Raw genomic sequence first — 24432 nt, 5'->3', positions numbered from 1 at the left:
CCTGGGGCGCTCTACTCGACGGACGTCACCAGGGCCGTCACTGACGGGGTGTCCGGCAAGGCGTCCGCGACCGCCGCTCTGACGGCTCTTGCCACGTCCACCGTTCGCTCCGTTGCCGCGACCGCCAGTTCGACGCGGACGTGGCGGCGGGCGAGGGCGGGATCCTTGCCGGGGACGTTCTCGATGTGCACCGGACGGCCCAGGACGTCCGTCAGGTGGAGTACCCCCGGCACGGAAAGGGCGGCGATGGCCGCCCGGGCCTCGTCGGGGGTCGTCGGTACGGCGGCCGGAGGCGGGGCGGCGGGGCGTACGGCGGTCGGCGGCGCGGAGACGTCCCCCAGCTCCGTCACCTTGAGGTCGACCTCCGTGACCGTCAGGCCGAGGGGTTCGGCCGCCTCGGCCAGGGCCACGCGCAGGCGGGCCGCGGTCGTGGGAAGCGGCTCGACGCCGGGGGCCGTCGGATCCGCCCCGGCCGTGAACTCCGCGACGATGCGCAGGGGGCCGGGCGGCAGCGCGCTGGGCGGCGGCGGTACGACGGGTTCGTGGGCCAGGTCCGGGTCCGCGAGGGTGATCCGGAGCGTGCCGAGGCGGACGGCGGGCACGTCGGCCGCAGCGCGCCGCAGGAACGCGTCGGCCGCCTCCTCGGCGATCCAGGCGCCGTCGCGCGGATGCCCGAGCGGGAGCAGGCGCCCGAGCCCGAGCTGCCGCCGCACTGCCTGTGTCCATCGGTCCGCGGTCATTGCCCCAGCCTGCCGCATCCCTGGCGCGCGAGCCCGCAACCGCACCTACTGTGGGCAAGGAGGACGACCGAAAGGGACGTACGGCGATGACCGACATGACGGAGCAGAACCGGACGGACGGCCCCGGGAGCGAGAAGGAAGCCCCCCAGAGCCGCAAACCCGGCGTCACCAAGCGCGGCGGCGGTGATCCCGCGACCCGGGGGCGGACCACGATCGCCGACGGTGTGGTGGAGAAGATCGCCGGGCTCGCCGCCCGGGACGTGCTCGGTGTCCATGCGATGGGCAGTGGGCTGAGCCGGACCTTCGGGGCCGTGCGCGACCGAGTGCCAGGGGGGTCGAAATCCGTCTCGCGCGGCGTCAAGGCCGAGGTCGGGGAGCTCCAGACCGCGCTCGACCTGGAGATCGTCGTCGAGTACGGCGTGTCGATCGCGGACGTCGCCCGCGCCGTGCGCGAGAACGTCATCGCGGCCGTGGAGCGCATGACGGGACTCGAGGTCGTCGAGGTCAACATCGCGGTGAGTGATGTGAAGCTTCCCGAGGAAGAAGACGAGGAGCCGGAGGCGCGGCTCCAGTGACCGGGCCGGCCGCGCAACGGCCCACGACACCCCGGCCGTCGAACCGCTGAGGAGCGCACCATGAGCTTGGCCGTGATCGGCATGATCGCCGGAATGGCGCTGGGCTTCGCCGGGTACTTCGGGGGCTTCGGGGCCTTTCTGCTCGTGGCCGCCCTGGGTGCCGTCGGGTTCGTCGTCGGACGGTTCCTCGAAGGGGACCTGGATCTCGGTGACTTCTTCCGTCCCCGCGACGACCGGCGGCGGTGACGCCCGTGACCGGCCCGCTCGGCGACATCCGACGGCCCCCGACGGCCGTCGAGGCGGCCGAGCGCGGCGCGACCCGGATCGCCGACCGGGTCGTGGCGAAGATCGCCGCGCAGGCCGCCCTCGAGGCCCTGGACCCGCTGCCCCCGGACGCCGTACCCCCGCACGCGACGGTCGTCGTCCACCACCAAAGCGCCCACGTCCGCGTCCACCTCGAACTCGGGTACCCCTCCGACATCGGCGCCCGCTGCAACGCGGTGCGTCGTCATGTCGCCGAGCGGGTAGACGCGTTGACGGGGATGGAAGTGCCGGAGGTGACGGTCCACGTCGAGCGGCTGCACCTGGTTCCGGCGACCGCCGCGGCACAGGGGAGGACGCGATGAGCGAGCCCCAGGGCTCCGAGAACACCACCCGACGCATGCCCGTCCTGGAGAAGTCGGACGCGGGCACACCGGCCGAGGACGAACTCGACCAGTCCGCCTCCGCGGCCGACTACGACCCGCCGCCCGCCGTCGACGACGCGAACGGGGGGCAGGGTCGGTTCTGGTCGGCGCGCCGCGTCCCCGCGGGGATCGTCGCGCTGCTGGTCCTCGTGGGTGCGGGCGCCCTGCTGTACGACGTCGCGGCCGTACGTGCCCACCGGCCCGCCTCGCACTGGCGCAGGTCCCTCGCCCGGCAGCTCGCCGAACGGCCCCTCGACGACACCTGGTTGCTCGTCGGCGCCGGCCTCGCCGCGGCCCTCGGACTCTGGCTGATCCTCCTCGCGGTGACGCCGGGGCTGCGCGACCTCCTGCCGATGCGGCGCACCCATCGCGACGTACGGGCCGGGCTGCACCGGGGCGCCGCCGCGACGGCGCTGCGCGACCGGGCCATGGAGGTCTCCGGGGTGCGGTCGGTCCGGGTACGGATGAGGCGCAGGAAGGTCGACGTACGGGCGGTCTCGCACTTCCGCGCGCTCGACGACGTACGGGCCGACCTGGACGCCACGCTCGCCGACGGCATCCGAGGACTCGGGCTCGTCAGGTCGCCCGCCCTGTCGGTGCATGTCGCGCGTCCGGGCCGGAAGGGGTGAGGGCGGTGCTCAGGATCGTCAACCGTGTCCTGCTGGGCATCGTCGGGCTCGCGCTGCTGGTCCTCGGCGGCTCCGTGCTCGCCGTCGGACTGGGCGTGCGGCCGCCCTCCTGGTGGATCCACGACGGGCGCCGCGACGTGCTGCTGAGCGCCGCCGAACGGACCCGGTGGCGGGACCAGGGCTGGTGGTGGCCGACCGTCATCGCCGTTCTCGCGGTCGTCGTCCTGCTCAGCCTGTGGTGGCTGTCGGCCGTACTGCGGCGGCGTCGGCTCGCGGAGGTGCTCGTCGACACCGGCGACGGCGAAGGGGCGCTGCTGCGCGGGCGGGCCCTGGAAGGCGTACTGGCCGCCGAGGCGGGACGGTTGGACGGCGTCGAACGGGCCGAGGTCCAGCTGACCGGGCGGCGCGCCGCTCCCGGGACCCGGGTCCAGCTCCTGCTGGTACCGCATGTCGACCCCGGGCAGGCGCTGCACCTGCTGACGACGGAGGCCCTGGCGCACGCCCGGGACTCCGCGGGCCTCGCCGCGCTCCCCGCGGAGGTACGCCTCCGCGGGGTCAAGCACCGGGCCGAGAGAGTGAGTTAGTTCCCCAGGCGGCGCCGGAGCGGACTCAGAACCCGCTCCGCATGCCGCCGTCCACCGGCACCATGATGCCCGTCAGATACGACGCGGCGGGCGAGAGCAGGAACGCCGCCGTGCGGCCGAACTCCTCCGGGGCGCCGTAGCGGCGCAGCGGAATCCGCGCCTCGTTGGCCGCGCGCGTGGCCTCCGGGTCGGCGGAGAGACCGTCGAGCTCGCGCAGGCGGTCCGTGTCGATGCGGGCCGGGAGCAGCCCCACGACACGGATGCCGCGCGGGCCCAGTTCGTCGGCGAGGGACTTGGCGAAGCCCGCGAGACCGGGGCGCAGACCGTTGGAGATGGTCAGGCCCGGGATCGGCTCGTACACCGAGCCGGAGAGCACGAAGCCGATGACGCCGCCCTCGCCGAGCTCCGCGGCGGCCGCGCGGGCCAGCCGGACCGCGCCCAGGAAGACGGACTCGAAGGCGGCCGTCCACTGCTCGTCCGTGTTGTCCGCGACGAACCCGGGCGGCGGGCCGCCGACGCTGATCAGGATGCCGTCGAAGCCGCCGAAGTGCTCGTGGGCCGCCGCGATCAGCCGGTCCGGGGTCCCCGGGTCGGCGTTGTCGGCGGCCACCCCGACCGCGTTCGGGCCGAGCGCGGACGCCGCGTCGGCGGCGGCCTGCTCGCCGCGGCCCGTGACGATCACCTTCGCGCCGTCGGCGGTGAGCTCGCGCGCGGTGGCGTTGCCCAGGCCACGAGTGGCTCCCGTGACGACGTACACACGGTCCTTCAGTCCAAGATCCATGGCCCCCATCCTCCCCTATCCGGTCTGCTCGGCTCCTCCCGGATGCGCTTCACCGAACAGGTTGAAGGCGGTCCCCACCAGACCGAGGTGGCTGAACGCCTGGGGGAAGTTGCCGAGCTGGCGGCGCGCGACCGGGTCGTACTCCTCGGACAGCAACCCCACATCGTTGGCCAGGCCGATCAGCCGTTCGAACAGCTCGCGGGCCTCCTTCGTACGGCCCGTCATGTGCAGCGCGTCCGCGAGCCAGAACGAGCAGACGAGGAAGGTGCCCTCGCCGCCCGGCAGCCCGTCGACGTCGACGCCCTCGTCGCTGTAGCGGCGCAGCAGGAAGCCGTCGCGTTCGAGCTCGGCGCGCACCGCGTCGATGGTGCCGACGACCCTGGGATCGTCGGGCGGCAGGAAACCGACCCGGGGGATGAGCAGCAGTGACGCGTCCAGTTCGCGTGACCCGTAGGACTGCGTGAAGGTGTTGCGATCGCTGTCGAAGCCGTACTGGCACACCTCCTTGTGCACCTCGTCGCGCATCGCGCGCCAGCCCTCCAGGTCGCCGACGAGCTCCGGTTCGCTCTCCAGCGCCCGGACGGCGCGGTCGGCCGCCACCCACGCCATCACCTTCGAGTACACGAAGTGCCGGCGTGGGCCGCGCACCTCCCAGATTCCCTCGTCCGGCTGGCGCCAGGCGGTCCGCAGGAACTCCATCAGGGCGCACTGCAGGCGCCACATGTGCGGCTTGGACGGCAGGCCCGAGCGCCGGGCCAGCGAGAGCGAGTCGATGACCTCGCCGTACACGTCCAGTTGGAGCTGTTTCACGGCCTCGTTGCCGATCCGGACCGGGTACGAGCCCCCGAAGCCGGGCAGCCACGACAGCTCGAACTCGGGCAGCCGTCGCTCACCGGAGAGGCCGTACATGATCTGCAGGTCCGCGGGGTCGCCCGCGACCGCGCGCAGCAGCCAGTCGCGCCAGGCCTCGGCCTCCTCGTGGTACCCGGCCGACAGGAGCGCGCCCAGGGTGAGGGTCGAGTCGCGCAGCCAGCAGTAGCGGTAGTCCCAGTTGCGGACGCCGCCGAGTTCCTCCGGGAGCGAGGTGGTGGGGGCGGCGACGATGCCGCCGGTCGGGGCGAAGGTGAGGGCCTTCAGGGTGATCAGGGAGCGCACGACGGCGTCGCGGTGCGGACCGTCGTAACGGCAGCGCGCCGCCCACGCCTGCCAGTCCTCGACGCTGGAGCGCAGTGCCTCGTACGGGTCGACGAGCGGCGGGCGCGACTGGTGCGAGGGATGCCAGGTCAGGACGAAGGCGACCTTCTCGCCCGCCTCCACGGTGAACTCCGAGTGGGTACGGAAGTCCTTGCCCCAGGTGCGTACCGCGGGTTCGCTGCGCAGCCACACCGAGTCCGGCCCCGCGACCGCCACCCGCTGGCCGTCCGCCCTGCGCACCCACGGCACGACGGAGCCGTAGTCGAAGCGCAGTTGCAGGGTGCTGTGTACCGTCACCCGGCCGCTGAGCCCTTCGACGACGCGGATCAGATCGGGGGCGTGCTCGCGCTGCGGCATGAAGTCGGTCACGCGGACCGCGCCCTCGTCGGTCTCCCATTCGGAGTCGAGGACCAGCGTGTCCTGCCGGTACGCCCGCCGGGTGCAGGGGCCCGCCCCCGTGGGTGAGATCCGCCAGCGGCCGTGGTTCTCGTCGCCGAGAATCGCGGCGAAGCAGGCGGCCGAGTCGAACCGTGGCAGACAGAGCCAGTCGACGGACCCGTCCCGGCTCACGAGCGCGGCGGTCTGTTCGTCCCCGATGAGCGCGTAGTCCTCGATACGTGGGTGCACGTGGGGCGAGTTCCCGGCGAAGGCCGGGGCCAATCGGGTCGGGGGCCGACCGGGTGACACCGGCCGAGGAAGTGCGGGCGCGCGGCGCGGCGGGCCAGGGGTCAGGCGGCCACCGTGGCCGCTTCCGGCGCGGACGCGGAGGCGGCGGCCTCGGCCCGGTCGCGGCGCTCCCGGCGGACCAGGATCAGCCAGCCCACGGGCACGCCCGCGGAGAAGAGCCACCACTGGATCGCGTACGCCATGTGCGGACCGATGTCGTTGTGCTCGGGATCGGGGATCAGTTCAGGGGAGTCGCCCTTGGGCGCGGGCGCCGTCTGCTCGATGTACCCGCCGAGGACCTGCTTGCCGAGGCTCTTGGCCTGCTGCTCGCTGTTGATCAGCATGACCTGGCGGTCGGGCAGGCCCTGGATGTTCTTGATGCCGCTGTCGCCGGTCGTCTCGTCGGGCATCAGCCGCCCGGTGACGGTGATCTCGCCCTTCGCGGGCGCCGGGATCTTCGGGAACGCGGTCTGCGAGCCGTCCGAGTCGATCCAGCCCCGGTTGACGATGAGCACCCGGCCGTCGTCCAGGTCGAAGGGGGTCAGGACGTGGTAGCCGACCTCGCCGTCGGCGTTGGTGCGGCGCCGCACGACGACCTCGTGCGCGGTGTCGAAGGTGCCCTTCGCGGTCACCCGACGGTACAGGTCCGCGTGCTTGACGTGCTGCCCCGGCGCGGTGACCGACTCGGCGGGCACCGGCGTGGCCGTCAGCGACTGCGAGATCACCTTGTTGAGCGCGACCTTGTGCTCATGGCGGTGCAGCTGCCAGAAGCCCAGCTTGATCATCGTGGGGATGAGCAGGAGGGCCACGAGGGTGAGAATCACCCACTGCCGGGACAACAGGAAGCGGTACACCCCACGACCGTACAACTCGGTCGTGGGGCGTATTCAGGGGGGTGTGCGTCGCCACGAGGGGAACGTGTGCTCTCGGACCGTTCCGCTCGGCTCTCAGACCTTGTCGATGATGCCCACCTTGCCCTCCGCGCGGGCGCAGTGCGCGCCGCAGAACCAGTGACCCTCGACCTCGACGCCCTGGCCGATGATCTGCACGCGACAGTGCTCGCAGATGGGGGCCATCCGGTGGATCGCGCAGGAGAAACAGTCGAAGACGTGCACCGCGCCCTGCGCGTGCACCTCGAAGGTCATGCCGTAGTCGTTGCCGCACACTTCGCATCTCGCCATGCGCCACAGGGTGAGGTGCCGACGCGGCGCGGGCGAGCGGGCGCCGGGCGAGTCGCCCGGCAATCACCCGTACGTCCGTCAGCGACCCCGGCCCCTCTTCAGCCCCTCGGGTTCACTTCTCCGAGGCCGGTGCCACGTCCCGCAGCAGCTGGCCGAACGCCGCCTCGTCGATCACCGGTGTCCCGAACTGTTTGGCCTTGACCACCTTGGACGTACTGGAGTCCGGATCGTTGGTGACGAGCAGGCTGGTCAGCCGGGACAGACTCGTCGCGACATGCAGGCCGGCCTCGACGGCACGGTCCTCCAGCAGCTCGCGGTCGACGGACGTGTCCCCGGAGAAAGCGACCCGCATACCCTGCTTGAGTGGTTTGTCCGCTTCGTAGCGACCCGGGTTGGGATAGGGGCATGCGGGGCGTTTGCGTGAGGGACGCCAACTCCCGGACGGGTAGCCACCGGACGAGTAGCCTCCGGACGACGGACCACCGGAACCGGACTGCCGTCCGATCCGCGGTGCCGCGGGGCTCTCGGACCACTCCTTGAGCGGCCGGCACTCCAGGAGCGGCAGCCGGATGCCGTCCCGCGCGGCGGCCCGCAGGCTCGGCCGGAACGCCTCGGCCAGCACGCGCGCGTCGTCCAGCGCGTGGTGCGCCCGCTGCTGTACGACACCGAAGTGCGCGGCCAGCGACTCCAGCTTGTGGTTGGGCAACGGCAGGCCCAGTTCCTTGGACAGCGCGATGGTGCACAGCCGCTGACGCACCGGCGCCTCACGCTCCGCGCGCGCGTACTCCCGCGCGATCATCGACCAGTCGAAGACCGCGTTGTGCGCCACGAGCACCCGGTCGGCGAGCCGGTCGGAGAACTCCTCGGCGATGTCCTGGAAGAGCGGGGCACCTTCGAGCACCTCGGTCGTCAGACCGTGGATCCAGACCGGGCCCGGGTCCCGCTCCGGGTTGACCATCGTGTACCAGTGGTCCTCGACCTCGCCGCGCGCGTCCAGCCGGTAGACGGCGGCCGAGATTATCCGGTCGTCGCGGGCCAGGCCGGTGGTCTCCACGTCGACGACCGCGTACCCCTGCGGATACGCGGCCGGCCAGGGGGCTGGTGACGCTGCGGTCGTCAGGTCTTCGAGCATGGTCACTGAGGATACGGGCCCTGACTGACAGTCCGGCCCCCACCTTCCAGGAACCGACGGACGGTCCGGCCCCCGGAGTTGACGCGGTCAGCTGGGGACAGGGGTGCCTTCTGTGGCGCGGGTCACCGGTTGGTCCGGCCCGGCGGGCGCCCCCGGGCGCCTGGCTGACGCATGGCTATGGACCTTTCGACGGTGTCCTGCAAGCGTGCTCCGCGCCCCAGCAGGTAGCGCCTACGAAGGGCGGTACGGACATGGCACGAGTGAGGTACGGCGCACGGACCGAGGCGGAGATCGCCGCCGCGCGCACCGCGAGCGCCAAGCTCCCCGACATCTGGTCCACCGGTGTGGTGGCCGTCTGGGAGAGTGATCCGGACGCGGTCGCGGCGGTCCTGCCACCCCCGCTCAAACCCACCGGGCGCCCCCTGGTCCGGGTGAACATCAGCAAGGTGGACCTGCCGGGATATCCGCTCGGCGCGGGCTCGTTCGCCGTCGCCGCGACGCACGACGGCGTCGAGGGCTGGTACCCGCTGGTCATGCCGATGACCCACGAGCGGGCGCTCATCGGCGGCCGCGAGGTCTTCGGGGAGCCCAAGAAGCTCGGCGAGGTCACCGTGGAACGCGACGGCCTCGTCGTACGGGCCGCACTCGCCCGGCACGGCATCGCGTTCGTCGAGGTGCGCGGCGCGGTGAGCGGTGACCTGCCGCTGCCCGAACCCGCCCGGAAGACCGACTTCTACTTCAAGTTCCTTCCCGCGGTGGACGGTTCGGGCTTCGACGCCGACCCCGTGCTCGTGCACTGCGTACGCAACGAGAAGGTGCGCAGGCTGGAGCGCGTCACCGGGGACGTCGTGCTGCGCGAGTCGATGTACGACCCGGTCGCCGACCTCCCCGTACGCGAACTGGTCGAGATCACCCTCGGCGAGAAGACCACCGACCAGACGGGCCGGGTGGTCGAACGCGTCAGCGCCCAGGCCCTGTTGCCGTACATCCACCAGCGCTACGACGATCCGCGGCAGATCCTCGACGGGCCGCCGGAAGGGAGCGCCTGATGGATCTCCGGGCGGGGCAGGTCGCCGTCGTCACCGGCGCGGCGAGCGGTATCGGGCTCGCGATGGCGCGCCGGTTCGCGGCGGACGGTCTGAAGGTGGTCCTCGCGGACGTCGAGGAGGGCGCCCTGGAGAAGGCCGCCGCCACGCTGCGGGAGGACGGGGCGGAGGCGCACGCGCGCGTGGTGGACGTCTCGGAGCGCGAACAGCTCGACGCGCTCGCCGCCGAGACGTACGAGAAGTACGGCGCCGTGCATGTCCTGTGCAACAACGCGGGGGTCGGCTCCGGCGCCGAGGGCCGCATGTGGGAGCACGATCCGAACGACTGGCAGTGGGCCTTCGCCGTCAACGTCTGGGGCGTCTTCCACGGCGTCCAGGCCTTCGTGCCGCGGATGATCGCCGGGGGAGAGCCGGGCCACGTCGTCAACACCTCGTCCGGCGACGGCGGGATCGCCCCGCTGCCGACCGCTTCCGTGTACGCCGTCACCAAGGCGGCTGTCGTGACGATGACCGAGTCCCTGTACGCGCATTTGAAAGCGGAGCACGCGCGCGTGGGGGCGTCCGTGCTCTTCCCCGGGCCCCACATGCTCCGTACCGGCCTGTGGGAGTCGCACCGCAACCGACCCGAGCGCTACGCGAAACAGCGCCCCAGGAAGACCCCGTACCGCAGCCTCGACCAGTGGGAGGCCGCGATGAAGGAGGCGGGGCAGGCGGTGCGGTTCACGCCGGTGGAGGAGGTCGCCGACCTGGTGGCGGACGGCATCCGGGAGGGCCGGTTCTGGCTGCTGCCCGCGAGCGAGCACAGCGACCGGCAGATCCGGGCGAGGTCGCAGTCGATGCTCGACCGGGCCGACCCGTCGTACCTAGAGCACTTCATCCTGGACTGAGGAGGCGGGCGATGACCGACCCGGACCCCTATCTGATCATCTCCTCCGACTGCCACGCCGGGCTCCCCACCGAGGAGTACCGGCCCTACCTGGACTCCCGGTTCCACCGGGATTTCGACGAGTTCCTCGCGGGCCAGGGCCGGCGCCGCGAGGAGATGAACCGGCTCGGCATCCGCAACGAGGCGTTCGCGGACCGCTGGTTCCAGGACAACGAGGAGGGCCTGCGCGGCGGTTGGGACACCGCGCAGCGCCTCAAGGAGCTGGACGGCGACGGTGTGGCGGGGGAGGTGGTCTTCCCGGACGCCGACGCCGTGGACAGCCGCACGGCGGCTCCTTTCGGCGTGGGCCTCGGCCTCTCCGGCGACCACGACCCGCAGCTCGGCATGGCGGGCGCGCAGGCCCACAACCGCTGGCTGGCGGAGTTCGTCGGGCAGAACCCCGAACGGCACTGCGGGGTCGCCCTGTTGCCGATCACGGCGGCCCCCGACGCGGTCGTCGCCGAGGTGTACCGCGCCAAGGAGTCGGGACTCGGCGCCCTGATGATCCCCGCCATGTGGGTCGACAAGGAGCCCTACCACGACCGCCGTTACGACCCCGTGTGGGCGGCCGCAGCCGAGTGCGGGATGCCGGTGGTCACGCATTCCGGCGCGGCGCCGCGCCACGAGTACGGCGACCACCTGGGGATCTACGTCTCCGAAGTCACCTGGTGGCCCGCGCGCCCCCTGTGGTTCCTGCTCTGGTCGGGCGTCTTCGAACGACACCCGGGGCTGAGGTTCGGGGTGGCCGAGTCGGGCTGCTGGTGGCTGCCGAACCTCCTCTGGTTCATGGACCGCCTCTACCTGGGCGCGCACGGCGGCAAGAAACTGTCGCCCTTCGCCGAGCTGAAGCGGCCCCCGCACGAGTACCTCGACCGACAGCTCTTCATCTGCGCGACGAACACCAAGCGCCGCGAACTCGCGCAGCGCTACGAGATCGGCGTCGACAACATCCTCTGGGGCAGCGACTTCCCGCACCCCGAGGGAACCTGGCCCGACACCCGCGCGTGGCTGCGACGCACCTTCCACGACATCCCGGTCGCGGAGACCCGCCGCATGCTCGGCCTCGCGGCCGCCGAGGTCTTCGGCTTCGACGTCGAGCGGCTCACCCCGCTCGCCCGGCGCATCGGCCCGACCCCGGCCGACCTCGGTCAGAGCGACGACCAGGCGGCCGTGGCGGCGTCCTGGGCACGCTCGCGCGAGGTGGGCCGCCACTGGCTGACCGACCACGACTTCCCGGTCCTGGGGGCGACGCCGTGAGCGCCCCCACGAACGACCCCGTGAGCGACCGCTACACCGTGATCTCGGCGGACTGCCACGCCGGAGCGGACCTCCTGGACTACCGGCCCTACCTGGCGAAGGAACACCACGAGGCGTTCGACGCGTGGGCGGCCACGTACGTCAATCCGTACGAGGACCTGCTCGCCGACACCGCCGACAAGAACTGGAACTCCGCACGGCGCCTGGCGGAGCTGGAGGAGGACGGCATCGTCGCGGAGGTGGTGTTCCCCAACACCATCCCGCCCTTCTTCCCGTCGGCCGCCCTGATGGCGCCGGCCCCCACCGCCGAGGAGTTCGAACGACGCTGGGCGGGCCTGCGCGCCCACAACCGCTGGCTCGCGGACTTCTGCGCGGCCGCGCCGGGCCGCCGCGCGGGTGTCTTCCAGATCCTGCTGAACGACGTGGAGGAGGCGGTGAAGGAGATCAGGTGGGCCTCCCGGGCGGGCCTCAGGGGCGGTCTGCTGCTCCCCGGCACCCCACCGGGCTCGGGACTGCCCGAGCTGTACTCGTCGACGTACGACCCGATCTGGGCGGTCTGCGAGGAGCTGGGCGTCCCCGTGAACCACCACGCGGGCTCGGCGTCGCCGCCACTGGGCGAGGAACCGGCGGCCCGCGCGGTCTTCATGGTCGAGACGACCTGGTTCTCCCACCGCGCGCTCTGGCACCTCATCTTCGGCGGCGCCTTCCGCCGCCACCCCGGCCTGAGACTGGTGCTGACCGAGCAGGGCTCGGGCTGGATCCCCGGGGTGCTCGACATGCTGGACTACTACCACGGGAGGCTGTCGGCGGCGGCGACGAAGAGGGCGAAGAGGTCGACGGCGGAGTCGAAGTTCGGCGCGGGACTCGCCGAGGCGATGGGCAAGGGCCCCTCGGACGTCTGGCGGGACAACTGCTTCGTCGGCGCGAGCTTCATGCGCCCGCACGAGGTGCCGCTGCGGGCGCGGATCGGCGTCGACAAGATCATGTGGGGCAGCGACTACCCGCACGACGAGGGCACCTACCCCTACTCCCGGGAGGGCCTGCGCTGCGCGTACGCGGGCGTGCCGCGCGAGGAGGTCGCCGCGATGGTCGGCGGGAACGCCGCCCGGGTGTACGGCTTCGACCTCGACGCCCTGGATGCCCACGCGGCGAAGGTGGGACCGACCGTGGCGGAACTGGCCGTACCACTCACGCGGCCCCCGGCGGACGCGACGAGTCCGGTGTTCGCGCGGGGAGCGTCAGTACGGGTCTGGTGACGCGCCAGGTGGCATCCTCCCCGTGTGACGGTACCCACGCACGACGAGGCCCACGCAGGCACCCTCGGCTCCCGCCTGAACTGGCTGCGGGCCGCGGTGCTGGGCGCCAACGACGGCATCGTCTCCACCGCCGGCCTCGTCGTCGGCGTGGCCGGCGCCACGGACGACCGCTCCGCGCTGCTCACGGCGGGCCTCGCGGGGCTGCTGGCCGGCTCCATGTCGATGGCGGCGGGCGAGTACGTCTCGGTCTCCACCCAACTGGACTCCGAGAAGGCCGCCCTGGCGCTGGAGCGACGCGAACTGCGCGAACAGCCGGATGCCGAACTCGAGGAGCTGACCGAACTCCTGGAGCAGCGCGGCCTGACCCGCGAGGTGGCCCGCGAGGCGGCCGAGCAGCTCACGGAACGCGACGCCCTGAAGGCCCACGCACGCGTGGAACTCGGCATCGACCCCGACGACCTCACCAACCCCTGGCACGCGGCCTGGGCGAGCTTCCTCTCCTTCACCGTGGGCGCTCTCCTCCCCCTCCTCGCCATCGTCCTGCCACCGGCGGCCTGGCGCCTGGGCGTCACCGTGCTCTCGGTACTGGCCGCCCTGGTCCTCACCGGCTGGCTGAGCGCCCGCCTGGGCTCGGCGAACCCGGGCCGCGCGGTACTGCGGAACGTGGGCGGGGGCGCGCTGGCGATGGGGGTCACCTATGCGGCGGGGGTGCTGTTGGGGGCGGCCGGGGTGTGACGAGCGCCGGGCGAACATCTGACGAGCATCGGTCCGGACCTGTCGGCGTTCTTGGCGGAGATCACCAATAAGCAAGCGCGTACCCTCGGTAATACTTGTGGGTAACAACGTCTAGCCGCGGCCGAGCTGCGGTTCTACGGTGCATCCATGCCGAACCTGCCCGATGTCGTGCTGTGGTCGATACCCGCCTTTGTGCTGCTCACCGTGATCGAGGTGGTGAGTGTCAGGATTCATCCGGACGACGATGCCGCGGGGTACGAGGCGAAGGACGCCGCGACGAGCGTCGGCATGGGGCTCGGGAGCCTCGTCTTCGACTTCCTGTGGAAGATCCCGATCGTCGCGATCTACACGGCGATCTACGAACTGACGCCGCTGCGCGTGCCCGTCCTGTGGTGGACCGTTCCGCTGATGCTGCTGGGGCAGGACTTCTTCTACTACTGGTCGCACCGAGGGCACCACGTCATCCGCGTCCTGTGGGCCTGCCACGTGGTCCACCACTCCAGCCGGAGGTTCAACCTCACCACCGCGCTGCGCCAGCCCTGGACGACCTGGACGGTCTGGCCCTTCTACGTGCCGCTGATCGCCCTCGGCGTGCACCCCGCCGCGCTGGCGTTCTGCTCGTCGGCGAACCTCGTCTACCAGTTCTGGATCCACACGGAGCGGATAGACAAGATGCCCCGTTGGTTCGAGTTCGTGCTCAACACGCCCTCCCACCACCGGGTCCACCATGCCTCCCAGGGCGGTTATCTGGACCGCAACTTCGGCGGGATCCTCATCGTCTGGGACCGGCTCTTCGGGTCCTTCGTCGCGGAGACCGAGCGGCCCGTCTACGGGCTCACCAAGAACATCGCCACGTACAACCCCCTGCGCGTCGCCACCCACGAGTACGCCGCCATCGCCAGGGACCTGAAGGCGGCGACCGGCTGGCGCGAACGGGCGGGGCGGGTCTTCGGCGGGCCCGGCTGGCAGCCGGCGCCGAAGTCCGCGGGGCACAAGCCGGTCACGGAGCCCGTCGCGTGAGCCCACGGCACGCGCGCGTGCTGCTCGTCTCCTTCGGCGTGGCCGCTGCCGTGGACCTCGTTTCCCTGGCCGTCGGGTTCACCCCCGGGCACCTGGTCGCCAAGCCGCTTCTGATGCCCCTGCTCGCCGCCCACGCGGTCGTACGCGGCGGACCGCGGCTCCTGGTGGCCGCCCTGCTCTGCGGCTGGGGCGGCGACGTACTGCTGCTGTCCGACGCCGACCCGGCCTTCCTCGTGGGAATGGCCTCCTTCGCGGCCGGTCACGTCTGCTATCTCCTGCTCTTCAGAAGGCCGGATGCGCCGCATCGCCCTGCACATGTGCGTGGGCCCTCGGCCTGGATCGGCGGCGCGTACGTCCTCGCCCTCGTCGTCACCGTCACCCTCCTGTGGCCCGATCTGCCCGCGGGCCTCCGTATCCCCGTCGCGGGCTACAGCCTGCTGCTGACCGCGATGGCGGCCGCGAGCACCCGGCTCGGGCCCGTCGCGGGCGCGGGCGGGGCGCTCTTCCTGCTGTCCGACACCCTCATCGCCACCGGCGTCGCCGACTGGCCGCAGCTCCCGAGGCCGGACTTCTGGATCATGCTGACCTATGCCGCCGCCCAGTTCCTGCTGGTGAGCGGAGCGCAGGGCACCCTCGGCGCGCACGGCGCGGCCAGGGCGGCGTACGGTGAGATGCGCTCAACCACCCCCTGAGCGCATCTCACCCAGCCGATCGGCCGAGAAGGATCCTCGTCATGCGCGCCACCACCATCCACGCCCCGTACGACATGCGCGTGGAGGACGTCCCCGAGCCCCTGGTGCAACTGCCCACCGACGCGGTCGTGCGGGTGCTGCGGTCCTGCATCTGCGGCAGCGACCTGTGGGCCTACCGGGGCGAGGCGGCACGGCAGGCGGGGCAGCGGATCGGGCACGAGTTCCTCGGCATCGTCGAGGAGACCGGCTCCGAGGTGACCGGCGTCCGCCGCGGCGACCTGGTCGTCGCGCCCTTCATGTGGTCGGACGGCGTCTGCGACTACTGCCGCGAGGGCCTCACCACCTCCTGCGAGCACGGCGGCTTCTGGGGCGCGGTCGGCTACGACGGCGGTCAGGGCGAGGCCGTGCGTGTCCCCTTCGCCGACGGCACCCTCGTACAGCTGCCCAAGGAGGCGGCCTCCGACGACCACCTGCTGTCGGCCCTGCTGACGCTCTCCGACGTCATGGGCACCGGTCACCACGCGGCCCTCGGCGCGGGAGCCCGCAAGGGCGCCACCGTCGCGGTCGTCGGGGACGGCGCCGTCGGGCTGTGCGCCGTGCTGGCCGCCAAGCGGCTCGGCGCCGAGCGGATCATCGCGCTCGGACGCCACCGGGCACGTACGGACATCGCGCTCGACTTCGGTGCCACGGACGTCGTCGCCGCACGCGGCGAGGAGGCCGTCGAGGCCGTCCGCGAGCTGACCCGCGGCCAGGGCGCGCACGCCGTCGTGGAGGCGGTCGGCACCGAGCAGTCCATGCGGACGGCCGTGAACATCACCCGCGACGGCGGCGCCATCGGCTTCGTCGGCGTGCCGCACGGCAGCGGCACGGGCCTCGACCTGAGCGTGATGTTCGACCGGAACGTCGCGCTGCGCGGCGGTGTGGCGCCGGTGCGGGCGTACATCCCGGAGCTGCTGCCCGACATCCTGAACGGCACCATCGACCCGTCGCCCGTCTTCGACATGACCGTCGGTCTGGAAGGCGTGCCCGAGGGCTACAAGGCGATGGACGAGCGCACCGCCCTCAAGGTGCTCGTCACCAACGGCTCATGACCATCTGATCGGCAGCGGCAGCGCCGTCAGCAGCCCCGACACCGCCACGACCAGGCCCAGTGCCACCACCTCCGCGCGCGCGGGCACACAGGCGCCGAGCCGGTCGGCGGCCCGGCGCAGCCGCAGCCGCGCGAGCAGCGCCAGCACGGCGACGGCGGTCACCAGGACCAGCTTGGCGAGCAGGGTGCGCCCGTACGACGTCGCCGTCAGCTGGTCCAGGACGGTGCCGGGCGGCATGCGGCGCAGTGCGCTCCACACGCCCGTCGCGGTGAGCGCCGCGAACAGGACGGCGGCCACGCGCGCGTAGAGGCCCAGGAGGGCCGCTCCGGCCGCATCCGCCGCCTCCGAAGAGGCACGCCAGGCGCGCAGCATCCGCAGCACGTGCAGCAGGCCGCCCGTCCACAGGGCCGCGCAGGTCACGTGAACGAGCGTCAGACCGGAGCCGACGAGCGGGCCGTGCTCCGGCGCCGGGTGGGCGCGCAGCGCCTCCGCGAGGGCCAGCGCGGCCAGCGGCCACACCTGGGCGGCCGGTCTTCGTGAGAGCGCACAGAGTCCGGCGGCCAGGAACGCGTTGACCTCCAGGAGCGCGAGCTTGCCGTCCCGACTCTGGTAGAGCCCGCCGACGTCCATGTCGGAGAGGTGGTGCGGCAGCAGATTGCCGGTGGCCACCACCGAGGCGAGCCCCAGCGCGGCGACGAACCCGACCGCCGCGGCGTAGGGCGCCCAGCTGCGGGGCGCTTGCTCCAGCGGCGCGCCCGGCACCCGGCGGGCCAGCCGGGCCGCGAACAGTTCACCCACGGGGACGCACAGCGCCGCGAACAGGGCCGCGCGCAGCAGGGCGATGCCGCCGACGCCGGGGGCGGCCGCCTCGCCGGTGCCGTCCAGCGCGGAGCGCGGACCGAGCAGCGGGATCAGGGCGGCCACGGCCACCAGGACGAGCAGGGCGACGGCGCGTCCGGCGGCGGGGCGCCGCGCCGGACCACTCGCGCCCGCTGCCTCGGCTGTCGGTCGTATCAAGGTCACCCCAAGATCTTCACCAGTCGGCACAGAACCGGGCAAGTACAGGGAAACAAGCGGTGGTTCGGCATTCCGCCCATAGGTACGTTTCCGGCCGACGCCTCGCTCACGCCCACCGGGCCGGGTCCGCCCCCCAACGCCCGGGCGGGCGGGCCCAGTCGGCGGGCCCGCCGGCGAAGGAGACGGGCGACCGCGCGTACCTGAGCCAGCCCAGGTCGCTGTCGGTCTCGGCGAGCCAGGGGCCCGGTTCGTACGAGGCGTCGGCGGGCTCCCTCTCCAGGTGCGGCGGCCCCTCCATCAGCCACGCGGCCGTCCGCGCGAGCGCCAGCCGGACGAGCCGCGTCCCGCCCTCCCGAGTCTGCTCGGTGAGCGACCGGAGCACCGCGGCGGCCAGCAGGTACCCCGTGCCGTGGTCGAGGGCCTGCGCGGGCAGCGCACCCGGCCGCTCCGCGGACCGCTCGATCTGCGCGATCCCGGTGGCGACCTGCACCAGACTGTCGAAGCCCCGCCGCCCGGACCACGGCCCGTAGTCGCCCCACGCCGACAACTGCGCCACCACCAGACCGGGCCGCCGCTCGGCCAGCGCCCCCGGGGAGAGCCCGAACCGGTCCAGTGCGCCGGGCCGGTACCCGGTGACGACGACATCGGCCTCGGCGAGCAACTCCTCGAAGGCCGAGCGATCCCCGCGCGTCGCCAGGTCGAGCGTGGCGGACCGCTTCCCGAAGTCCAGGTCGGCGTGCTGGTCGTCGATTTCGGGCAGGCGCGGGCTGTCGATCCGCAGGACGTCCGCGCCGAGGAGGGCGAGCGTGCGGGTGGCCACCGGGCCCGCGATGACCCGGGTGAGGTCCAGCACGCGGACGCCCGCGGCGGGCAGCAGCGGATCCCCGGCGAGCGGGGCGAGCCGTCGTACGGGTGCCGTGTCCAGCCGCTCGCGGGCCACCAGCGGGTGTGCGGCGACCGCCCGCCCCTGTGGGTGCGCCGCCCACCCGCCGGGCGTGCGCAGGGCGATCGCGAGCCCGCCGGCCGCGTACACCGTCTCCTCCACCTCGATGGCCGACCGCTCGGCGAGCACCTCGGCGACCACTTCGGTGAGGGAGCCCCGGCCCTCCGGCACACCCAGCGCGCCCAGCAGCCGCTTTTGATGGTGCGGATAGTTCGCGTGGGTGCGGACCCAGCCGTCCGCCGTCCGCCAGAACCGGGACAGCGGGGCGAAGTTGACCGGCTCACGACCGTCGACGCGCAGGTGCCGTTCACTGTGGAAGGCGGTGGCGACAGCCCCGTCGTCGACGCGTACCTCGGGCACCTTCCCTCCGGTGCGGCCCGCGGTCAGCTCGGCCCCGGCGAGGGCGCAGGCAGCGACACACGCCCGGGCCGTCCCGCGCACCGGCAGCCGTGCGGGCAGCACTCCCTCCCGTGCGACGGCCGAGATGTGTGAGACGAGTGCGGGGTCGCCGCCCAGAGCGGCCCACGCGAAGTCCGTACGAGTCATGACGGCACTATGCAGGGTGTACTGGATCAACAGGGGAAAGGGGGCCGGGGCAACCGCCCGGCCCCCTTCGCTCACGCGGTCACTTCGTGACCGCCTTCAACGCGTTGACGGTGCCCCAGCCGTAGAAACCGTTGTGGTTCTTCGTGCCCTCGCACACCGCGTCGACCTTGCCGTCGCCGTCGATGTCGTAGGGGTCGGTGCACGGCGTGGCGTCGGCCTCCGCGTACAGCAGAGCCTTCACCAGGGCGGCGGAGGCGTGCGGGTGGGTCGACTTGATGAGGGCGGCGACACCGGCGACGTGCGGGGACGCCATCGATGTGCCGGCCATGTAGCCCCAGGTGCCGCCGGGCAGCGGGCCGAGGATCAGGCCGCTGGTGGCGGGGGGTGCCGGGGTCTGGTAGCGCGTCGAGTCGCCGCCGGGCGCGGCGACGTCGATGACGCCCAGGCCGTGGTTGGAGAAGGACGACTTGATGCCCTTGGCGCCCGTCGCGGCCACGGTGACCACACCCGGCAACTGGGTGGGGATGTCGTAGCACTTGGAGGGGTCGATCACCCGGTCCGAGGGCGTGCCGTCGTTCGGGGAGACCGGGTCGGTGATCGAGTCGGCGGCCAGGTCGTAGTTCTCGTTGCCCGCCGCCGCGACGTTGACCGTGCCCTTGTGCTCGGCGTACTGCGAGGCGCGGGTGATCGCGTCGACCAGGGCCTTCTGGTCCGGGTCGTCCTTGCAGTTGAAGTACCAGGGGTCGGTGTAATAGCTGTTGTTGGTCACGTCGACGTGGTGCTCGGCGGCCCACACGAAACCGCAGACGACGGCCTCGGTGTAGAAGTAACCGGCCGTCGTGGCCACCTTGATACCGGCGACCTTCACGCCGGGCGCGACTCCGGTGATGCCGACGCCGTTCTTGGCGCCCGCGATCTCGCCCGCGACATGCGTGCCGTGCGGGCTCTCCGCGGCGGTCGGCCGCCAGGCCCCGTCGGTGGTGTCCGGCTTGCCCGTCACACAGTTGACCGAGGCGTCGCGGTCGAAGTTCGGCGCGATGTCGGGGTGCGTGTCGTCGACACCGGTGTCGATCACGGCGACCGTCACCTTGCTGCTGCCGAGGGTCTTCTCGTGCGCCTTGTCCGCCTTGATGGCGGGCAGGTCCCACTGGAGAGACTCGAGTGGGTCCTGCCCGGCGGCGGCCTCGGCGCTCGCGGCCTTCTCCTGCGCCGCGGTGAGCACCTGGGGCGCGCCCATATCGGTGGTCGACTGCGCGGGCAGCGGCGCGTTGCGCGTGTTGCCGGCCGACTGCACGCCGCGTACGCCGCGGATCGTCTTGGCGAAGTCGGCGTTCGAGGAGTGCACGACGATCACGCCGATCCGGTCGTACGACGTCACTATCGTGCCGCCCGCCTTGGCGATGGCCTTCTTCACGGAGGAGGAAGTCCCGTGCCCGGGGCGGACGTTGACGACATAGCTGAGGGCGGTCGCGTCCGCCGTCGTCGCCGTGGCGGTCTGCGCGGCGGAGCTGTCGGTGTCGGCCGCCGAGGCGCTCACGTTCGGCAGGAAGGCGAGGGCCGTCGCCGTGGCCATCCCGAGCGGGAGGGCTATGGCGCGACGGGAGCGCTTGCGAGGCGCGGTCATGGAGTCTCCAGTTCATTCGCGGTACGAGCGGTACGAGCCGTGCGGAAGCTCATGTGACGTCCGGTCGGACTTGCTTGACCGGACCTACTTGACCGCGCGCAGCGCGTTGACGATCCCGGCTCCGTAGAAGCCGTTCACGTGCTTGCCGCCCACGCAGGTGGCGTCCACGACGCCGTCGCCGTCCCCGTCGTACGGGGCGGTCGGGCAACCGGGGTTGTCCGCCTCGGCCTTGAGGAGCGCCTGGAGCTGGGCCGGCGAGGCCCAGGAGTATTTGGACTTCAGCAGTGCGGCCACACCCGCGACATGCGGCGTCGCCATCGACGTGCCCTGCAGGAAGCCGTACTGGTTGTTCGGCATCGTCGACAGGATGCGGCCGTTCTTCGACGGCGTGTCCGGGATCTGGTACTTGTCGCCGCCCGGCGCGGCGACATCGATGACGCCCTTGCCGTAACTGGAGAAGTACGACTTGGCACCGGTGACGCCGGTCGAGGCGACTGTGACGACACCCGGCAGCTGGGTCGGTACGTCGAAGCACTTGTGCGGGTCGACCGTGCGGGTCACGGCGGTCGAGTCGTCGGGGCTGGAGGCGTCGACGAGGGCGTTCGAGTCGAGGTCGTCGTTGGAGTTGCCCGCCGCGGCGACGTTGAGGGTGCCCTTCTTCTGGGCGTACAGCTGGGCCCGGTTGACGGCGTCGACGATGGCCCTCTGGTCAGGGTCGTCGAGGCAGTTGTAGAGCCACGGGTCCACGTAGTAGCTGTTGTTGGTGATCTCCACGCCGTGGTCGGCGGCGAAGACGAAGGCGCAGACGACGCTCTCCGGATAGAAGAGCTGGCCCGCGTCCGGCTCGGCCACGGTGATGCCCGAGACCTTCACACCGGGCGCCACACCCGCGACACCGACGCCGTTGCGGGCAGCGGCTATCTCCCCGGCGACATGGGTGCCGTGGTAGTGGTCGGCGTCCACGGGGCGCCACGCGCCGTACGTGGTGTCCGGCTTGCCGCCCACACAGTTCGCGGACTGCGAGGGGGAGAAGTTCGGGGCGATGTCCGGGTGGGTGTCGTCGACGCCGACGTCGATCACGGCGACCGTCACGCTCTTGCTGCCCGGGTTGGTCTTCGCGGCCTTGTCGGCGCCGATCGCGCGCAGGTCCCACTGGTCGGCTTCCAGGGGCTCCTCGCCCGCGGCGGCGGCCCTGGAGACCTTGGAAGCCTCGGCGGCGGACAGCATCTGCGCCGCGCCCTCGTCCGTCGTCCCCGCGGCCGTCAGCGGCGCGGTCCGGGTCGCGCCCGCCGACTGCACCCCGCGCACGGCGCGGATCCGCTTGCCGAAGTCCGGGTTGGCGGAATGGACGACGATCACGCCGATCTTCTCGTAGGCGATGACGACGGTGCCGCCCGCCGCGGAGATCGCCTTCTCCACCGACTCGATGGTGCGGTGGTCCGTCCTGGTGTTGACCACGTACGCGAGGTTGGGGCCGTCCGCGCTCGTCGTGGCGGACGCGGTCAGCGGGGCCGCCGACGCGGCGCCCGGCAGGAATCCGAGCGAGGCGGTCAGGGACAGGACGACCGGCACCGCGAGGGCGAGGCGACGTCTGGAACGCAGATGAGCCATGGGATCTCCACATCATCCGGAAACGAAAGCCGCCCGAACACAGGTGGTGCTCGGGCAGGTGCGTGATGGTGCTGAGGCTGGTGCGGGTGGCGCTTCGGCAGGTGCATGCCGAGTACTGCAGGCCGAAGCTATCTCCCGTCCCAGCTGGCCAGCAATGACTTCCGGAGATGACTTCCGAAAGAAGTCGGGGGAGTTGAACCGGTCCACGCGTGGCGCCGTGACCTTGAGCAGGGAGCCCGAGGACGATCGAGCCCCCTGTTGGATCACGCACGGGAGCAGACCCGTCGCTCCCGGTCACGTGATCCAGGTCACTGTGAGGTCGCAACCGTATGTCCGCACCCCAGCCGTCCCCGTCCGCGAGCCCAGACTCGCCCCCGTCCGCCGTCGTAACCGCACCCGCAACGCGAGGAGACTTCGTGGCCACCGACGCACCGCCCCCTTCGAAGGCCGATCCCCGGCTGCCCTCGACCGAGCAGTTCGTCGAGGTGCAGGAGAGCGCCGAATTCGCCGAACTGCGCCGCGCGCACCGCTCTTTCGCCTTCCCGCTGACCGTCGCCTTCATCGCCTGGTACCTGCTGTACGTCCTGCTCTCGAACTACGCGGGCGACTTCATGGGCACTCAGGTGGTCGGCAACATCAACGTCGCCCTGGTCCTCGGGCTCGCCCAGTTCCTCACCACGTTCCTCATCGCCTGGTGGTACTCGCGGTACGCCGCCGCGAAGCTCGACCCCAAGGGCGAAGCGATCAAGTCCCGGCTGGAGGGCGACGCATGAGCCCCGTACAGACGACCGTGCTCGCCGCCGGTGAGGCCAGCGAGCACCGGCCGCTGATCATCACCCTCTTCGCGGTGTTCGTCGCCGCGACCCTCGTCATCACCGTCTGGGCGGGCCGCCAGACCAAGGACGCCGCCGACTTCTACGCGGGCGGACGACAGTTCACCGCCTTCCAGAACGGCCTGGCCGTCTCCGGCGACTACATGTCCGCGGCCTCGTTCCTCGGCATCGCCGGCGCGATCGCCCTCTTCGGCTACGACGGTTTCCTCTACTCCATCGGCTTCCTGGTCGCCTGGCTGGTGGCCCTCCTCCTCGTCGCCGAGCCGCTGCGCAACTCCGGCCGCTACACCATGGGCGACGTACTGGCGTACCGGATGCGCCAGCGCCCGGTCCGTACGGCCGCGGGCACCTCCACCATCGTCGTGTCGATCTTCTACCTGCTGGCCCAGATGGCCGGCGCGGGCGTCCTGGTCTCGCTGCTCCTCGGCATCACCAGCGACGGCGGCAAGATCGGCATCGTCGCCCTCGTCGGCGTCCTGATGATCGTGTACGTCACCATCGGCGGCATGAAGGGCACCACCTGGGTCCAGATGGTCAAGGCCGTCCTGCTGATCATCGGCGCCCTGCTGCTCACCTTCCTGGTGCTGCTGAAGTTCAACTTCAACATCTCCGACCTGCTCGGCAAGGCCGCCGACAACAGCGGCAAGGGCGCGCCCTTCCTGGAGCCCGGCCTCAAGTACGGCGCCACGTCCACCACCAAGCTGGACTTCATCTCCCTGGGCATGGCGCTGGTCCTGGGCACCGCGGGCCTGCCGCACATCCTCATCCGCTTCTACACCGTGCCCACGGCGAAGACCGCGCGGAAGTCGGTGAACTGGGCGATCGGACTCATCGGCGCCTTCTACCTGATGACCCTCGCCCTCGGCTTCGGCGCCGCCGCGCTGATCAAACCCGACGAGATCATCGCCTCCAACAAGGCGGGCAACACCGCCGCGCCCCTCCTGGCACTGCACCTGGGAGGCGTCGACTCCAACTGGGGCGCCATCCTGCTCGCCTCCATCTCCGCCGTCGCCTTCGCCACGATCCTCGCCGTCGTCGCCGGCCTGACCCTGGCCTCGTCCTCCTCGTTCGCGCACGACATCTACGCGAACGTCATCAAGAGGGGGCAGGCCACGGAGAAACAGGAGATGAGCGCCGCCCGCTACGCGACGGTGGGCATCGGCGCCGTGTCCATCCTGCTGGGCGCCCTCGCCCGCGACCTGAACGTCGCCGGTCTGGTCGCGCTCGCCTTCGCGGTCGCCGCCTCCGCCAACCTGCCGACGATCCTCTACAGCCTCTTCTGGAAGCGGTTCACCACCCAGGGCGCGCTGTGGTCGATCTACGGCGGTCTGGTCACGGCGGTCGGACTGGTGCTGTTCTCGCCGGTGGTCTCGGGCAAGCCCACCTCGATGTTCCCCGACGTCGACTTCCACTGGTTCCCGCTGGAGAACCCGGGCCTCATCTCGATCCCGGTCGGCTTCCTGCTGGGCTGGCTCGGCACGCTCCTGTCCAAGGAGGAGCCGGACGCCGGCAAGTACGCCGAGCTGGAGGTGCGGTCGCTGACGGGCACCGGAGCACACTGATCCCCCTCGCCGACGGCCGCGTCGTAGATCTCTACGACGCGGCCGCGCCGCGTCTCGTGGGATCCGGCCGGGGTTGATGTCAGTCGCGTCACGTAGGCTCGATCGT

25 protein-coding genes are annotated in these 24432 nt (G+C 71.8%); 15 read left to right on the top strand and 10 right to left on the bottom strand.

The window, feature by feature from the left end; translation table 11 throughout:
- Positions 1-11: 11 nt before the first annotated feature.
- Positions 12-740: a nucleopolyhedrovirus P10 family protein gene (locus tag ACZ7M3_RS16515; RefSeq protein WP_472063970.1), complete on the bottom strand. Its 729-nt coding sequence runs from the start codon at positions 738-740 to the stop codon at positions 12-14.
- Positions 741-826: 86 nt separating this feature from the next.
- On the opposite strand from ACZ7M3_RS16515, the gene ACZ7M3_RS16510 reads away from it, so the two are divergent.
- From ACZ7M3_RS16510 to amaP, 5 genes are read left to right on the top strand one after another with little or no spacing between them, the layout of a single operon-like run.
- Positions 827-1315: an Asp23/Gls24 family envelope stress response protein gene (locus ACZ7M3_RS16510; protein WP_452967822.1), complete on the top strand. Its 489-nt coding sequence runs from the start codon at positions 827-829 to the stop codon at positions 1313-1315.
- A 60-nt stretch (positions 1316-1375) separates the two neighbouring features.
- Positions 1376-1561: a hypothetical protein gene (locus ACZ7M3_RS16505; protein WP_054232254.1), complete on the top strand. Its 186-nt coding sequence runs from the start codon at positions 1376-1378 to the stop codon at positions 1559-1561.
- A 5-nt stretch (positions 1562-1566) separates the two neighbouring features.
- Complete coding sequence (locus tag ACZ7M3_RS16500; protein ID WP_472063968.1) at positions 1567-1941, top strand: Asp23/Gls24 family envelope stress response protein; 375 nt, start codon at positions 1567-1569, stop codon at positions 1939-1941.
- Positions 1938-2630: a DUF6286 domain-containing protein gene (locus ACZ7M3_RS16495; RefSeq protein ID WP_472063967.1), complete on the top strand. Its 693-nt coding sequence runs from the start codon at positions 1938-1940 to the stop codon at positions 2628-2630. Before ACZ7M3_RS16500 ends, ACZ7M3_RS16495 begins: the two co-directional genes overlap by 4 nt.
- The gene (gene amaP / locus ACZ7M3_RS16490) at positions 2627-3214 is read left to right on the top strand and encodes an alkaline shock response membrane anchor protein AmaP (RefSeq protein ID WP_472063965.1); all 588 of its coding nucleotides are present in this window, start codon (positions 2627-2629) and stop codon (positions 3212-3214) included. The genes ACZ7M3_RS16495 and amaP overlap by 4 nt, the downstream gene beginning before the upstream one ends.
- Positions 3215-3239: 25 nt before the next feature.
- Here the strand turns inward: amaP and ACZ7M3_RS16485 are convergent, their stop codons facing one another.
- From ACZ7M3_RS16485 to ACZ7M3_RS16465, 5 genes are all read right to left on the bottom strand, one after another.
- Positions 3240-3995 carry an SDR family oxidoreductase gene (locus ACZ7M3_RS16485; RefSeq protein WP_472063963.1) on the bottom strand — a complete coding sequence of 252 codons (756 nt, stop codon included), beginning with the start codon at positions 3993-3995 and terminating at the stop codon, positions 3240-3242.
- A 15-nt stretch (positions 3996-4010) separates the two neighbouring features.
- Entirely contained in the window at positions 4011-5816 is a 1806-nt protein-coding gene (locus ACZ7M3_RS16480) for a glycoside hydrolase family 15 protein (RefSeq protein ID WP_472063961.1), read from the bottom strand.
- 101 nt (positions 5817-5917) lie between these two features.
- On the bottom strand, positions 5918-6709 hold the full coding sequence (locus ACZ7M3_RS16475; protein ID WP_388531928.1) for an SURF1 family cytochrome oxidase biogenesis protein: 792 nt from the start codon (positions 6707-6709) through the stop codon (positions 5918-5920).
- A 93-nt stretch (positions 6710-6802) separates the two neighbouring features.
- Positions 6803-7036 (bottom strand): hypothetical protein, encoded by a 234-nt coding sequence (locus ACZ7M3_RS16470; RefSeq protein ID WP_054232337.1) that lies wholly within the window; start codon positions 7034-7036, stop codon positions 6803-6805.
- A 112-nt stretch (positions 7037-7148) separates the two neighbouring features.
- Positions 7149-8168, bottom strand: coding sequence for a DEDDh family exonuclease (locus ACZ7M3_RS16465; protein WP_472063959.1), 1020 nt, complete (start codon positions 8166-8168; stop codon positions 7149-7151).
- Positions 8169-8419: 251 nt separating this feature from the next.
- On the opposite strand from ACZ7M3_RS16465, the gene ACZ7M3_RS16460 reads away from it, so the two are divergent.
- The 8 genes from ACZ7M3_RS16460 to ACZ7M3_RS16425 all read left to right on the top strand — a co-directional run bounded on the left by ACZ7M3_RS16460 (position 8420) and on the right by ACZ7M3_RS16425 (position 16190).
- Positions 8420-9217, top strand: coding sequence for an acetoacetate decarboxylase family protein (locus tag ACZ7M3_RS16460; protein WP_472063957.1), 798 nt, complete (start codon positions 8420-8422; stop codon positions 9215-9217).
- Positions 9217-10101: an SDR family NAD(P)-dependent oxidoreductase gene (locus ACZ7M3_RS16455; RefSeq protein ID WP_472063955.1), complete on the top strand. Its 885-nt coding sequence runs from the start codon at positions 9217-9219 to the stop codon at positions 10099-10101. Before ACZ7M3_RS16460 ends, ACZ7M3_RS16455 begins: the two co-directional genes overlap by 1 nt.
- 11 nt (positions 10102-10112) lie before the next feature.
- Complete coding sequence (locus ACZ7M3_RS16450; RefSeq protein WP_472063953.1) at positions 10113-11396, top strand: amidohydrolase family protein; 1284 nt, start codon at positions 10113-10115, stop codon at positions 11394-11396.
- Positions 11393-12652: an amidohydrolase family protein gene (locus tag ACZ7M3_RS16445; protein ID WP_472063951.1), complete on the top strand. Its 1260-nt coding sequence runs from the start codon at positions 11393-11395 to the stop codon at positions 12650-12652. Before ACZ7M3_RS16450 ends, ACZ7M3_RS16445 begins: the two co-directional genes overlap by 4 nt.
- 24 nt (positions 12653-12676) lie before the next feature.
- A complete protein-coding gene (locus ACZ7M3_RS16440; RefSeq protein ID WP_452967801.1) occupies positions 12677-13387 on the top strand; it encodes a VIT1/CCC1 transporter family protein in 711 nt (236 codons plus the stop codon).
- A 147-nt stretch (positions 13388-13534) separates the two neighbouring features.
- The gene (locus tag ACZ7M3_RS16435) at positions 13535-14407 is read left to right on the top strand and encodes a sterol desaturase family protein (protein WP_472063949.1); all 873 of its coding nucleotides are present in this window, start codon (positions 13535-13537) and stop codon (positions 14405-14407) included.
- Positions 14404-15099: a lysoplasmalogenase gene (locus ACZ7M3_RS16430; protein WP_351315107.1), complete on the top strand. Its 696-nt coding sequence runs from the start codon at positions 14404-14406 to the stop codon at positions 15097-15099. Before ACZ7M3_RS16435 ends, ACZ7M3_RS16430 begins: the two co-directional genes overlap by 4 nt.
- 41 nt (positions 15100-15140) lie before the next feature.
- A complete protein-coding gene (locus ACZ7M3_RS16425; protein WP_472063947.1) occupies positions 15141-16190 on the top strand; it encodes a zinc-dependent alcohol dehydrogenase family protein in 1050 nt (349 codons plus the stop codon).
- On the opposite strand, the gene ACZ7M3_RS16420 is transcribed toward ACZ7M3_RS16425, so the two are convergent.
- From ACZ7M3_RS16420 to ACZ7M3_RS16405, 4 genes are all read right to left on the bottom strand, one after another.
- A complete protein-coding gene (locus ACZ7M3_RS16420; protein ID WP_472063945.1) occupies positions 16185-17213 on the bottom strand; it encodes a CopD family protein in 1029 nt (342 codons plus the stop codon). The two genes, ACZ7M3_RS16425 and ACZ7M3_RS16420, sit on opposite strands and share 6 nt — an antisense overlap.
- Before the next feature lie 100 nt (positions 17214-17313).
- Positions 17314-18696: a CoA transferase gene (locus ACZ7M3_RS16415; RefSeq protein WP_472063943.1), complete on the bottom strand. Its 1383-nt coding sequence runs from the start codon at positions 18694-18696 to the stop codon at positions 17314-17316.
- Between the two features lie 79 nt (positions 18697-18775).
- Positions 18776-20320, bottom strand: a complete 1545-nt coding sequence (locus tag ACZ7M3_RS16410; protein WP_388531946.1) for a S8 family peptidase — start codon at positions 20318-20320, stop codon at positions 18776-18778.
- A gap of 84 nt (positions 20321-20404) precedes the next feature.
- Positions 20405-21931 carry a S8 family serine peptidase gene (locus ACZ7M3_RS16405; protein WP_472063941.1) on the bottom strand — a complete coding sequence of 509 codons (1527 nt, stop codon included), beginning with the start codon at positions 21929-21931 and terminating at the stop codon, positions 20405-20407.
- A 416-nt stretch (positions 21932-22347) separates the two neighbouring features.
- On the opposite strand from ACZ7M3_RS16405, the gene ACZ7M3_RS16400 reads away from it, so the two are divergent.
- Both ACZ7M3_RS16400 and ACZ7M3_RS16395 read left to right on the top strand, forming a co-directional pair.
- Positions 22348-22704, top strand: coding sequence for a DUF485 domain-containing protein (locus ACZ7M3_RS16400; protein ID WP_067364553.1), 357 nt, complete (start codon positions 22348-22350; stop codon positions 22702-22704).
- Positions 22701-24326, top strand: coding sequence for a solute symporter family protein (locus tag ACZ7M3_RS16395; protein WP_351315088.1), 1626 nt, complete (start codon positions 22701-22703; stop codon positions 24324-24326). The genes ACZ7M3_RS16400 and ACZ7M3_RS16395 overlap by 4 nt, the downstream gene beginning before the upstream one ends.
- Positions 24327-24432 lie beyond the last annotated feature (106 nt).

This window comes from Streptomyces sp. NPDC111656 (assembly GCF_055656965.1).
Note: the sequence above shows the minus strand (reverse complement) of the source record. Positions and strands in the feature narration are given on the sequence as shown.